This is a genomic window from Sunxiuqinia sp. A32 (assembly GCF_052690465.1).
In genome coordinates this window covers 194,224-207,274 of the sequence record NZ_JBQYLI010000006.1, presented here as the reverse complement: position 1 = coordinate 207,274, position 13,051 = coordinate 194,224, and the positions used below count along the sequence as shown (strand labels likewise).

The window sequence follows — 13,051 nt, the reverse complement described above, 5'->3', positions numbered from 1 at the left end:
GATATTTATCAAAATATCAGAATTTGAGCATAAGAAAACCCGGGTGATTGCCCGGGTTCATTTTATTATCAGTAAGAAAGATATTATTTGATTCCTTTCATCATTTTCTTTAGCCATGGTGATAGAACAACCAAAATCGCACCAATGATAGCTGATTGGATTGCAATTAACCAAAATACCTGAACTTCTCTTCCCAATGCATCCTGAAGTCGAATAGAGATGGCTTTCATTTGAGACGCTACGAAGTTACCGGCAGCAAATGATCCCATCCAAACTCCCATCATGGTAGAAACGAGTTTTGGTGGCGACAACTTTGTAACCATCGATAAGCCAATAGGAGACAAACACAATTCTCCAAATGTGTGAAGCATGAATACGAAAACCAACCAAAGCGGACTAACTAATAATACTGGACCATCAGCATTTCCAGTTGTGGATTTCGTATATGCAATAGCCATTATAATAAAACCAAGACTTAAGAAAATCATTCCCCATGCAAACTTCATGGGAGTATTTGGATTGAGTTTTTTCCTATCTAATTTAAGCCATAAAACACTGAAAAGAGGTGCGAACAATACAATGAAAATAGCATTCACACTTTGGAACCAAGTTGCGGGAATCTCCCAACTTCCAATCATTCGTTGTGTATTGTCACGGGCAAAAATATTAAAAGTAGTACCAGCTTGTTCAAATCCGCTCCAGAAGAAAATATTAAAAACGGCTAAAATGAGAATAACAAATACCCGGCTCCATTCTGTTTTTCCGTTGGTGCCGGTAACGATACTAAAGATTAAGTAAGCTAAGCCACCAAAACCAACAATGCGAATGATCCAGGTTTGAATACCTGCAGCAATTGAACTCCATCCTAAAATGAATCCGATAATAAAAGCAACAATCACAAGCACGTAAATAAGAATGCTGATCCAGTCTTTAACTGCCAATCGATTTCTTTCTGCTTTTACCTTAGGAGGCATTCCGATATTTCCGAGGGTGTGGCTGCGAATAAAAAACCAGGTTGTTCCCAGTAGCATTCCAGCTCCTGCTGAAAGAAATCCATATTCCCATGCAATTTGTTCACCAAGATATCCGGCAACAAGTGGCGAAAGGAAGGCTCCCAGGTTGATACCCATGTAGAATATTGTAAATCCACCGTCTTTACGAGGGTCATTGTTATCATACAATTCCCCAACCATGGTAGAAATATTTGGTTTAAAAAATCCATTTCCCAAGATAAGAATACCCAAACCAGCGTAAAATAGGGGCTGACGAAATGCCATATTACTTTCAACAGACATAGCGCTGGTTGCCAGTAAAAACTGTCCAATAGCCATGGAAAGGCCACCGATGTATATTGTTTTTCGTTGACCAAGAACTTTATCAGCTAAAATTCCACCGATTATTGGAGTTACATACACAAGTCCTGTAAATATTCCGTAAATGGTAAAAGCATCCAGCTCGGCCATTTCAAATCCACCATTGGCAAATGTTGCGGTTAAGAAAAGCACCAACAAGGCCCTCATTCCATAATAACTAAATCTCTCCCACATTTCGGTTGCAAACAATGAGGATAACCCAATTGGGTGTCCAAAAAAAGCAGTGTTCTTATCGCTAGCCATATCTTTTATGTTTAAATGAAGAAAGCAAAGATAAACATCTTTTTACTTCTTAACTTGGTGAAATGTCAGTATTCTTTTTTGTGAAATTCATCGGCGGATAAATAAATTGAGATTACAGGCAATTATTAATAGATTTTGTAAATTCGGGTAAAATTGAATTTTCATGAAGATTTTTTCTACCAAACAGATAGCTGAAATTGATCAATACACGATAAAAAATGAACCCATTGCAGATATTGATTTAATGGAACGTGCATCTTTACAGATTGTTGATTGGCTAATTCATAGAATTTCAAACGAAAAGAAACTGATCTTTTTCGCTGGTCCTGGAAATAATGGGGGTGATGCCTTGGCAATAGCACGTATAATGGCTGAGCACGATTATAGTTGCGAGCTTTACTTGTTGAGTTTTGGTAAAGAATTGAAAGGATCTCCGGCAATAAACTGGCAACGATTGGAGCAACAGGGAAAAGTTAAACTTTCAACGATTGAATCGGAAGATGATATTCCAGATGTAAGTTCGGATGCAGTTATACTGGATGGTCTGTTTGGTTCTGGATTAAGCCGTGTTTTGGATGGCTTGCCAGTTGAAATTGTTAAAAAGATCAATCAATCAGGTTCACTGGTTATTGCAATTGACATACCAAGTGGCTTGTTTGGAGAAGATAATTCAGAAAATAAGCTTTCCAATGTTCTGCGGGCAAATCACACGCTTACATTTCAGTTTCCAAAGCTGAGTTTCTTTTTCCCTGAACACGATGAATTATTGGGTGATTGGGAAGTTTTACCAATTGGTCTTCATCCAAAGGCAATTGATGATTTTGAAACTCTCTTCCAATTTCTGACCAGTGAGCTTATTGCTTCAAAATTAGTGTGCAGAAGTAAGTTTTCACACAAAGGAACTTATGGGCATGCTTTGCTTATTGCTGGTTCGTATGGTAAAATGGGAGCTGCTGTTTTAGCCTCGAAAGCTTGTCTCAGGTCAGGTGTTGGCTTATTAACCAGTCACATTCCAAGAACAGGTTATGAAATTATACAAACGACAGTGCCCGAAGCGATGTGTTCTATCGATGCGTCAGATTTGATGTTTACAGAGTTTCCGGATCTTGGGCAATTTTCAGCCGTGGGTGTTGGGCCTGGATTGGGATTGAAAAGCAATTCGCAACGTGCTTTGCGTGAACTATTGCTTGCAAAACCGGAAAAGTTGGTAATTGACGCCGACGGATTAAATATTTTGTCGGATAAAAAGGAGTGGTTGGAATTACTTCCTGAAAACTCCATTCTTACACCTCACCCAAAAGAATTTGAGAGACTTGCAGGAGAGAGTCATGATTCATGGTCACGATTGCAAATGCAAGTTCAATTTTCAAAAAAATACAAAGTAATTGTCGTGTTAAAAGGCGCACATACCTGCATTACTTTTCCAAACGGGCAGGTGTATTTTAACACAACCGGTAATCCTGGTATGGCAACAGCAGGAAGTGGTGATGTGTTAACAGGAATTGTTTTAGGCTTTCTCGCTCAGAATTATTCACCAGGAGATGCGGCTTTGCTTGCTGTATTTTTACATGGTCTGTCCGGTGATATATATGCTGAGTCTAACAGTGCGGAAGCCATGACAGCTGGCGATATTGCCGAGGGAATGAAAAATGTTTTTTCACGATTGCAAAATAAGTAATTAACTATCCGGTTATTATTGATGGTTGGTTTCTTGTAAATATTTTGAAACAGTCGTTTTCTTTTGAACAGACAATCACTATTTTTGGTCAACCTAAAACTACAAAGATCATGAGAAAAGGAATTTTAATAACTTTTATATTACTATTTTCAGTTACAGCCATTTGGGCACAACGAGACAAAAAGGATGAGGTGGTTACTGTTGTTCCGGAAGGAGTAATCTACAGTTTGCCGCGCACCGGAATTCGGGTTCATGTAAAAGCAATGCAGGAGAAATTTTTTCATGGGCCTTATTACAAGTATGCAGAAACCTTGCTGGGAATTGAAGGTGCTCCATCGCAAGATGCTGAAAAATGGACGATAACGAAAATTAAATTGGAAACTTACAGCGAGCCAGATCCTGCTCAAGTACATAAAGCGATGCGTGAGGTTGCGTCTTTAATCAGTTTGACTGAATCCGGAGTGATTGCAGGTATCAATACTGAGGTTGAAACAGACGAGGAAGATATGGTCGTTTCTACATTTCTAAACGAGACCAGTGTTCCCAGTTTTCCATTTCCGGATTTGTCAATGAGCGACTTCTATGAACAAGGCGATTCAACCAGAAGGAATGTGTTGATGGCAAAATCTTTGGAAGAAAAAGCGGTTGATGTTGCTCATGTCATTACTAAACTTCGCAAAAGAAGATTTAAAACGCTCTCAAATGGTTATGAGGAACAGTTGCCAGATGGAAAGGCATATGATGTGATGGTTGATGAGCTTGGCGATTTGGAAGATGAGTACCTTGCCTTGTTTATTGGGAAAACTTACAAGGAAAAATATGAATATACCTTTGAATTTATGCCGGGTGAAAATGGCGTGTCCGGTGAGGTTGTTTTCCGTTTCTCTGAAACAAAAGGAGTGCTTCCAAAAACTGACTTGAGTGGAAAGCCAGTTGCTATAGATATTAAAAAAGAAGAATCTTTGGCAGCAGCACAAGGAAAACTAAAGGCTTCTGCAAATCCTTCTGCTGGACAAAATGGAGTCTTTTATCGCATTCCAGGGAAAGCAGAAATTCGCATGATGAATGGTTTAAATTTGATGGCAACCTCTCGCGCTACTATTGCTCAGTTTGGCGAAGTGGCGCCAATGCCTGAAAACTTGTTGAATGGAAGTTATGAAGTGAAATTTCACCCAAAAACTGGTGCTATTAAAAGCATTACTTCTAAATAAGAAATTCTGAATAGTGTAAAATATTGCCCTGTCCGTCTTTTGATGGATAGGGTTTTTTTTGAATGGATGACGAATCTCAGAACAAGTTTACCACTTCAGTTGTACTTTTAGGGGATGATTCTTATGAATGATAAATCAAACAAAAAATGAATAAAGAAATTACAAATCTCGAACCCAAAGCACTTTGGGATTATTTTTATAGTTTGACTCAAATTCCACGACCTTCAAATCATGAAGCTCGTATTCAGGATTTTGTCTTTGAATTTGGTCAGAAATTGGGCTTGGAAACAATAAAAGATGCAGCAGGAAATATTATTATTCGCAAGCCTGCAACTCCGGGAATGGAAAACAGAAAAGGTGTGATTCTCCAAGGACACCTGGATATGGTGCCGCAGAAAAACAGCGATAAAGAACACGACTTTGAAAATGATCCGATTGAAACCTTTATTGATGGAGGTTGGGTGACCGCTAATGGAACCACTCTTGGAGCCGATAATGGAATTGGTGTTGCTGCGACAATGGCAGTTTTGGCATCTGACAGTGTAAAGCACGGTCCAGTAGAAGGATTGTTTACTGCAACGGAAGAAACTGGCATGGATGGAGCAGAAGGTTTGGAAGCTGGTCTTTTGGAAGGAGACATATTTTTGAATACAGACACTGAAGATGAAGGTACTTTTAGTGTAGGCTGTGCCGGAGGAATTGACGTAGTGGCCACTTTTAAAAGCAAAAGAAAGAAGATAAAGTCAAAGGATATTCAAGCATACAAATTAAGTATTACGGGCTTAAAAGGTGGTCATTCCGGGGTTGATATTCATTTGGGGAGAGGGAATGCAAACAAAATATTCTTCCGCATTTTGAAAGCGCTAAATAGCGAACTGAAGGCTGGGTTATCTGAAATTGATGGGGGAAGCCTGAGAAATGCAATTCCTCGCGAGGCATTTGGCGTTATCGTGGTAAAGCAAAAGTATGCAGAAAAGCTACATGAAAAAGTAGAGCAACTTGGATCTGAAATAAAAGTTGAATTAGCTCATGTAGAGCCTGATTTGTCCATTGTGATTGAAGAGGCACCGATACCCAAAACAATACTGGATAAGAAGCTGCAGAAAAAACTGACAGACGCAATTTGGTCTGTTCCAAATGATGTGGCACGAATGAGTGACACCATGGTGAATACAGTGGAAACTTCTTCAAATCTGGCAATTGTTAAAAGCAATAAAAAGGAAATAGAAATCAGTTGTTTGGTTAGAAGTTTTTCCGAAACGGCAAAGATGGCTTTAGCATCCAGATTGGAATCCGTGTTTAAATTGGCCGGAGCAAAGGTTATTTTGGAAGGTAGTTATCCGGGATGGATACCCAACATGGATTCGGCGATATTGGAAGTCATGAAAAATTTGTATGCAAAGAAATATGGTGTTGAACCGAAGCTGTTAGCCATGCATGCGGGACTGGAATGTGGTATTTTGGGAGCTACTTATCCAAGTTGGGATATGATTTCTTTTGGGCCAACTATTAAATACCCTCATTCTCCAGATGAAAAAGTGAATATTGAAACCGTTCAGAAATTTTGGGACTTTTTATTGACAACACTTGAGAATGTTCCTGTGAAATAGATGGATTGGCGGCACTTTTACCGAAGAGCTATTTAAAAAGTCTTGTCCATGTCATCCTGAATTTATTTCAGAATCTTTTAATTTGATAGGGAATTTCTTGAGATTCCGAAACAAGTTCGGAATGACTTTTCAATGAATTTTTTAAATAGCTCTTCCATATCAATAACTCATTCAAACTGCCATGTCAATTATTTTAATAAAGGGCAACCACAATTTTTGCAAATATCCTCCTCTATGTCGTGCAAAAAGGCACAGGCATTACAAAAAATAATTTCATCTTTCGATTTGTCATATTTTTCATACGACTTTAATTTGCCGTGATATCTTACTTTATCTCCTATATTATAGTAGTTAAAAACAGTTTCATCGTCCTCGTCTCTTATTTCGTGAATTCTTCCATTCCCATCTTTTATAAGAATAGTGAATACATGTCGCTCGGCTTTTACCCCTGGGTATCCAATGTCTTTGGTTGTAGTTTTTGTTTTTTTATCAACGATAACACCGTCCCAGGTTTGAGCTTTAGTAGTTGATCGGCCAGCCACATAACCAATAAGTAAGAACATTAATCCAATTATGAATCCAATTTGGATTGCTTCGGGATTATCCATTTCATCACTAAATTCACCGTAAGCATAAAAACTACTGATAACAATAATGGCCAGGATCGCAGAAAATAGAAATCCCCAATCCTTGGTGTTCTGAGCGTACTTGTCAAAAGCCTGGTCGTGTATTTTTGAAGAATAGGGCATAGTATACTTTTGTGAAAATACTGTTTTGCATTAAATTGGTTTAATCATAGGAACTTTAGTTTGTTTGCTGTGAAATGGAATTTAAGGTTGAGTGTTTTTACCGCAATGGGGACATTTTTGAACTGGATTTTTCTTGTTCTCGATTTTTCCCATAAATCCTGCGCTTATTATTCCTGTTGGTAAAGCAACTATGCCAATTCCAACAGTTGCAATTACGCCACTAATAAATTTGCCTAACGCTGTAATAGGGTAAACATCACCATACCCAACTGTAGTTAGTGTCGCAATTGCCCACCAGAAACAAGCCAAAATATTTGGAAATTTTTCTGGTTGTACTTTCCCTTCTACATCATACATCAGAAAAGATGCTATTAGCAAGATAAGTAAGGTAATAAAACCCGTCATTGCCAATTCTGTCTTCTTTTCTTTAATTACTTCTCCTATTAGTTTGAGAGAACTATTATATCGATTAATTTTCATTAGTCTGAGAAATCTCATTAATCGAAGTATTCTAAGAAATCTCAAATCGATGGAAATAATGAAAGGTAAATAAAATGGCAATATTGCTAATAAGTCAATTATTCCGTAAGGAGAAAAAATAAATTTTACAATGGATTTTGTTTTTGAAGGAGAAGGATGAGTCATATCTGCAACATAAATTCTCAATAGATATTCGATTGAGAAAATAATTACGGAAAAAATCTCAAATTCAATTAAAAATATACGAATGTGTGAATTGATTTCAGGAATTGATTTTAGAATGATTGCGATTGTATTTAAAATAATTAGAGCCATTATTGAATAATCAAAAATCAAATTCATTTTTGAACCGTGCGATCCCTTTTCTACTAGATGAAATATTTTATGTTTTAGTTTCATAATTTTTGAATATCGGGGGAAAGTTATTTTTTTAGAAATGTTTGTTTACTCAAACATCAAACTTCCTTTTTCATCGTATTTCCAAAATGGTGCCCAAGCAATTTCCCATGCTTGGCCGTCAGGATCGGCAAAATAGGCATCGTAGCCACCCCAAAAAGTTTCACGGGGTTCAACCAATGATTTGGCTTCATTCGCAATTACTTGATTGTACAGCTGATCCACTTCTTCTTTGCTTTCGGTGTTAATAGCTAATGTGACACCGGAAAAACCAATTCTTTCTGATGGCAATTTCGCATCTTCAGCAAGTTTATCGATGGGGTAGAGGGCAAACGAAATACCTCCCTGATCGTAAAAGACAATATTTTCATCGCTTCCTTTTGCAGGTGTCCAACCTAAGGCTTTTTTGTAAAATTCCCTGGAATGATTTAAATTTTTCACACCAAGAGTAATGATTGTTATCCGTGGTTTCATTTGAGTTTCATTTGATTTAAAAAATGTTTGAGTTCCTCTTTTCGATCTTTGGGTAGCTGATGCCAGCGAATATTCTGAATCGCGCCTTCAAGAGCGCAAAGCATATTGTAGCAGGCTGAGTCGTCAATGCCGGAAAGCCTCAGAAATGCCCGCTCTGCACCAGTCGATTTTAATTGTGCTGGAGTTTCAATTTCTGCTTCTTTTAACTTGTTTCCTATAACCTTGCCAATATTTGGGAGTTCAGTTAATTGATTCATTGGGATTCATTTTTGTCAAATTTAGTGAATACTTATCAATATATTTTTCATTTTATTTGTTCTTCTGTTTTAAAATATTCTTGAAATTGAATGGTTTGGAGTAAATGTCATCATTAAAATGTAAATACTTGTTAATGTTGCTGCAGAAGTGAACGATGTATTTTCCATTGAAGCAGATTTTAATTTATTTAGCTATTCAAATGTTTAGATAGAATGACCCAAAAGACCTGTATTCTTTTTTGCCGTTGTGGAGCCAATGTAATTTCAATTGAAAAAACAGACCAATTAGCTGAAGTTTTTCATCAGGTTGACGCAGATGTATATGAGTTGAAAGATTTATGTGCACTTTCAATCAATGAAAAAGATGTTTTACAGTCGATCGGAGAGAAATATGATAAGAAGATAATTGTAGCGTGTTATCCGCGTGCGATTAAAAATATGTTCCGTCAGGCTGGTGTGCAAATGGGTGAATTTGACGTGCTGAATTTTAAAGAACTTTCCGTAAGTCAGATCAAGGAGGAAATTGAAACAGTACACCACATTAAGGAAGGAGAAGCTAGATATCAGGTTCAGGTAAGCGAATTGGATGTTCCGGCCTGGTTCCCGGTTATTGACGAATCTAGATGTACCCTTTGCGGACAATGTGCCCGTTTTTGTTTATTCGGGGTGTATTCATATAATAAGAAAAGCCTGACGGTTGTAAATCCGTTGGCTTGTAAAAATAATTGCCCCGCTTGTGGGCGTACTTGTCCAACTTCGGCTATCATGTTTCCGCGACTGGCCGAAAATTCAGTTTTGGAAGGTGCTGAGCCAGGTGAAAAGGGGGCCGCTCAACGAGGGAAAAAAGATGGTTTATTTGTCATGCTGAATGAACGGAATCAGAACCGAAAAAACATTTTTAAACAAGGTGTTGTTCAAATGGCAGAAGAAGAACGCAGGAAGGCCTTGGAGGAGTTTAAGAAGAGTATTCAAAAGAAAAAGTAGTATGCTGAAGCAATTGCTGTTTAGAACGGATAGGCGGTGTTTATATAAATTTGTATATAACCTTGGGGTGAAAGGAACTCTTAGTTTTAATCGTTTTCAGAAGCGTTTGAAAAAAGGAGAATTTTTTCCTGCATTTCATTTTATTTCGGTGACAGAAGATTGCAACCTCAATTGCCAGGGATGCTGGGTAATGGGCAAGAAGAAAAACAGCAGAATGTCCGAAGAGCAGTTGGATCAAATTATTACTGAAACCAAAGCTCAAGGATCTTATTTCTTTGGAATTTTAGGTGGAGAACCATTACTTTATAAGCCTCTTTTTGACATTTTTAGAAAACACAGCGATTGCTATTTTCAGTTATTTACCAACGGAACGTTGCTTACTCCCGATATTGCAGAGCAGATTCGGCAATGTGCCAATGTTTCGCCTCTCATTAGTTTTGAAGGAGATGAGCAAGTAGCAGATATTCGTCGTGGGGGAAAACAGGTGTATCAACGAACACAGCAAGCAATTGATAATTCTATCAATGCTGGTTTGGTGACAGGTGTCGCCATGAGTGTTTGCAAGTCCAATTTGGAATTGGCTTTGTCACCTGATTTTATTCAATCTCTAATAGAAAAAGGAGTGACCTATCTTTGGTATTACATATATCGCCCGGTTGGAGAAAATGCAACTGTTGAATTGAGTCTTAGTAAATCTGAAATTGAGCAGCTTCGTACATACATGGTAGATGCTCGAACAAAATATAAACTGGTAATTGTTGATGCATACTGGGATGAAGAAGGCCGTGGTTTGTGTCCGGCGGCTTCCGGTTTGAGTCATCATATTAATGCTTCCGGTTATATTGAGCCATGTCCTGTGATTCAGTTTGCAACTGATCGGGTTGGTGAAAAGCCATTAATGGAGCTTTATCGCAGCTCTGCTTTTTTGAGGGATTTGAAAGTTGAGATACCCCAAAAAACCAATGGCTGTATCATCATGGAAGATCCGAATTGGTTAGTCGATTTTGTAGAGGAACATGGTGCGCAAGATACTTCTGGACGGGATAATGAAGCAGAACGTTTACGGGCAATGATACCCGTAACAAGTCATGGTTCAGGCAAGCCTATTCCTGAAAAAAACTGGGCATATAAATTTGCTAAAAAACGCGCATTCTTCGGTTTGGGCGCTTACGGATAAAAAAAGATGTTTGAAACAACACGCATATTAAAAGTACCGAAAGATGTCAAGGTTAGGAATTTGCTTCGAAAGGAAGCTAATCGACTAATCGCTGAGAGGAATATTCTGCCTCCTGCTGATTTTGAGCAATTACAGTTGTTGGCAGAGGAGGTAATTCTAAATAGTGATGCAGAACAGCAATACCTGGATTTTGCCATCGTTTTGTGCGGTAATGAAATTTGGCGAGAAGTGGTTGCTGCAACACCATTTGAACGTCGTTTGCTGTTGTTGCCCCAATGTTTGAAAAATACACAGAGTTGCCAGGGAGAGTTGGATTCTTTAGGATTAATATGTGCAGGCTGTAAAGGATGTCAGATTGATTCGGTATTGAATAAAGCCGAGGCACTAGGGTACACAACACTCGTGGCTGAAGGTACTACCGTTGCTGTTGGGTTGGTTGAGGAAGGTGCCATTGATGCCGTTATCGGTGTAAGTTGTATGCCTGTTTTGCAGCGTTCGTTTGAGCCGGTTTCGCGTGCAGCTGTTCCTGTTTTGGGATTGCCATTATTGTATGATGGTTGCGAAAATACGAATGTTGACTATGGGTGGTTGTTCGAAGAAATGCACCAATTGAAGCCAAATCCGTTAAAAGAGCCATTATCTGTTTCGTTATTAAAAGACCAGGTGCAGGATTACTTTTCGGAATACACCTTGCAGGATTTCTTCCATTTTAATGATGAGACCGAGAAGCTGGCAAAAAGAATGTTGGTGATGGGAGGACAGCGTATCCGTCCATTGATTACTGTTTTGGCCTATCGGTCGTATTCTGAAAATACACAGGAAAATATACAAGCAGCTTTGGCGATTATTATTGAGTGTTTTCACAAAGCATCTCTTATTCACGACGATATTGAGGATGATGATGATTTTCGTTACGATCAAAAAACACTTCATAAATCACATGGCATTCCTGTTGCTATCAATGTGGGGGATTATTTGATTGGAAAAGGGTATCAGCTATTGAGTAATCTGGCAGTTGCCCCAGAAATATTGGCAGATTCACTTCGGGTGGTATCATCTTCGCATTTAAATCTTGCGACTGGGCAGGGGGCTGATTTGATGTTGGCAGATCGTCTTCATTCAACAACCGTTGATCAATTATTGAAAATATTTACTCAAAAGACAGGCGAAGCTGTTAAGGTTGCTTTATTGCTTGGGGCTATTAATGGTGGTGCGCCAAAAGATGAATTAAAGAGACTGGAAACTTTTTCCGACTGGTTTGGAATTGCCTATCAGATTAGGGATGATTTGAACGAATTCAGAGAAGATTATCAGCCAGAACATACCCATCATTTCCCATTTTTAGTTGCCTTGTTGAATGAACGTTTGCAGGAGAATGGAGAATCAGAACGTATAAACGAGATACGGGAATTAGATTCAAATAAATTGAGGCAGCTTATTGTTGATGAGCAGGTTGACAAGCATGCTGATGCTTTCCTGAAATTGTATGTCGATAAATGTTATCACGAACTGGATCAACTTGAAAACCTCAAACTAAAACTTAGTTTGTATGGCGTGATGGGGAAAATCTTTTGATCCGCAACAAATGGGCATCAACCAGACATACATCCCAATTTATCGTCAATTTATTATGCGATTAAAAGCCGGACTGCAACTATTGGATGAAACCAGTCAAAAGGAAATTCGACAGTTTGTTGCAGCGAGCCAACATGAAAATGGCGGTTTTAAGGATCGTGGGAATCAGGTTGATTTATACTATTCATTATTTGGATATTGGTTGGCTTCGGCATTGGGTTTAAATGTAGAATTAGATAAGCTGAAAGAATTTACAATTACTCAGAAAGAGCAGAGTAATCCGGTAGATCGATTTTCACTCATGCTTATTCAGCAAGGACTGCTAAACCGACAAGAAGGGAAAATAAATTTTTTCAGACAATTAGTTAAGAAGGAATATCCTGTAAATTTTTCCTACCAATTATTTTTGTTTTTATTGGTGTTTGATGCCAGATATGGGCGCAAAAGATGGATGAATTGGATGGTGCGTATCTTTTTGAGTCTGTATCGTCCCTCGGAGGATTCCCCATCTAGTTTGTTTGCCGCATTATTGGTTGTTCGAGAAGAAGTTGGATTATCAACTCTAAATCAACAAAAAGAATTATTATCCTATTTTAATGAAAGTAGTGGATTTGTTTCCTTTAGACATATTCAGAATGCTGATATGCTTTCTACTGCTGTAGCACTATTTGCTTTGAAAAAAAGTAATTTTGATATGCGATTAGTTGCAAGTTCCTGTTTGAATTTCATCCAGCAAAATTTTGCAAAAGGAGCTTTCCTGTCGGGTGATGGAGATTTGACCCGCGATTTGGAATATACGTTTTATGGCTTGCTTGCTTTGGGAAGCCTTTCAGATAATTAGTGA

12 protein-coding genes are annotated in these 13,051 nt (G+C 38.3%); 7 read left to right on the top strand and 5 right to left on the bottom strand.

Annotation, left to right across the window (positions count from 1 at the left end; genetic code table 11):
* Positions 1-83: 83 nt before the first annotated feature.
* Positions 84-1,616 (bottom strand): peptide MFS transporter, encoded by a 1,533-nt coding sequence (locus tag ACUNWD_RS08415; RefSeq protein ID WP_445587349.1) that lies wholly within the window; start codon positions 1,614-1,616, stop codon positions 84-86.
* 163 nt (positions 1,617-1,779) lie between these two features.
* On the opposite strand from ACUNWD_RS08415, the gene ACUNWD_RS08410 reads away from it, so the two are divergent.
* From ACUNWD_RS08410 to ACUNWD_RS08400, 3 genes are all read left to right on the top strand, one after another.
* Positions 1,780-3,294 (top strand): NAD(P)H-hydrate dehydratase, encoded by a 1,515-nt coding sequence (locus ACUNWD_RS08410; protein WP_445587348.1) that lies wholly within the window; start codon positions 1,780-1,782, stop codon positions 3,292-3,294.
* A gap of 110 nt (positions 3,295-3,404) precedes the next feature.
* Entirely contained in the window at positions 3,405-4,505 is a 1,101-nt protein-coding gene (locus ACUNWD_RS08405) for a DUF4831 family protein (protein ID WP_445587347.1), read from the top strand.
* 146 nt (positions 4,506-4,651) lie between these two features.
* Positions 4,652-6,115, top strand: a complete 1,464-nt coding sequence (locus ACUNWD_RS08400; protein WP_445587346.1) for an aminoacyl-histidine dipeptidase — start codon at positions 4,652-4,654, stop codon at positions 6,113-6,115.
* Between the two features lie 188 nt (positions 6,116-6,303).
* Here the strand turns inward: ACUNWD_RS08400 and ACUNWD_RS08395 are convergent, their stop codons facing one another.
* From ACUNWD_RS08395 to ACUNWD_RS08380, 4 genes are all read right to left on the bottom strand, one after another.
* Positions 6,304-6,864: a hypothetical protein gene (locus tag ACUNWD_RS08395; protein WP_445587345.1), complete on the bottom strand. Its 561-nt coding sequence runs from the start codon at positions 6,862-6,864 to the stop codon at positions 6,304-6,306.
* Positions 6,865-6,945: 81 nt separating this feature from the next.
* The gene (locus ACUNWD_RS08390) at positions 6,946-7,743 is read right to left on the bottom strand and encodes an ion transporter (protein WP_445587344.1); all 798 of its coding nucleotides are present in this window, start codon (positions 7,741-7,743) and stop codon (positions 6,946-6,948) included.
* A gap of 45 nt (positions 7,744-7,788) precedes the next feature.
* The gene (locus ACUNWD_RS08385; RefSeq protein WP_445587343.1) at positions 7,789-8,214 is read right to left on the bottom strand and encodes a VOC family protein; all 426 of its coding nucleotides are present in this window, start codon (positions 8,212-8,214) and stop codon (positions 7,789-7,791) included.
* The gene (locus tag ACUNWD_RS08380; protein WP_445587342.1) at positions 8,211-8,471 is read right to left on the bottom strand and encodes a TfoX/Sxy family protein; all 261 of its coding nucleotides are present in this window, start codon (positions 8,469-8,471) and stop codon (positions 8,211-8,213) included. Before ACUNWD_RS08380 ends, ACUNWD_RS08385 begins: the two co-directional genes overlap by 4 nt.
* 213 nt (positions 8,472-8,684) lie before the next feature.
* On the opposite strand from ACUNWD_RS08380, the gene ACUNWD_RS08375 reads away from it, so the two are divergent.
* From ACUNWD_RS08375 to ACUNWD_RS08360, 4 genes are read left to right on the top strand one after another with little or no spacing between them, the layout of a single operon-like run.
* Complete coding sequence (locus tag ACUNWD_RS08375; RefSeq protein WP_445587341.1) at positions 8,685-9,455, top strand: 4Fe-4S binding protein; 771 nt, start codon at positions 8,685-8,687, stop codon at positions 9,453-9,455.
* A gap of 1 nt (position 9,456) precedes the next feature.
* On the top strand, positions 9,457-10,632 hold the full coding sequence (locus ACUNWD_RS08370) for a radical SAM/SPASM domain-containing protein (protein ID WP_445587340.1): 1,176 nt from the start codon (positions 9,457-9,459) through the stop codon (positions 10,630-10,632).
* A 6-nt stretch (positions 10,633-10,638) separates the two neighbouring features.
* Positions 10,639-12,207 (top strand): polyprenyl synthetase family protein, encoded by a 1,569-nt coding sequence (locus ACUNWD_RS08365; protein ID WP_445587339.1) that lies wholly within the window; start codon positions 10,639-10,641, stop codon positions 12,205-12,207.
* Positions 12,208-12,217: 10 nt separating this feature from the next.
* The gene (locus ACUNWD_RS08360; RefSeq protein WP_445587338.1) at positions 12,218-13,048 is read left to right on the top strand and encodes a hypothetical protein; all 831 of its coding nucleotides are present in this window, start codon (positions 12,218-12,220) and stop codon (positions 13,046-13,048) included.
* The last annotated feature ends 3 nt before the right edge of the window (positions 13,049-13,051 follow it).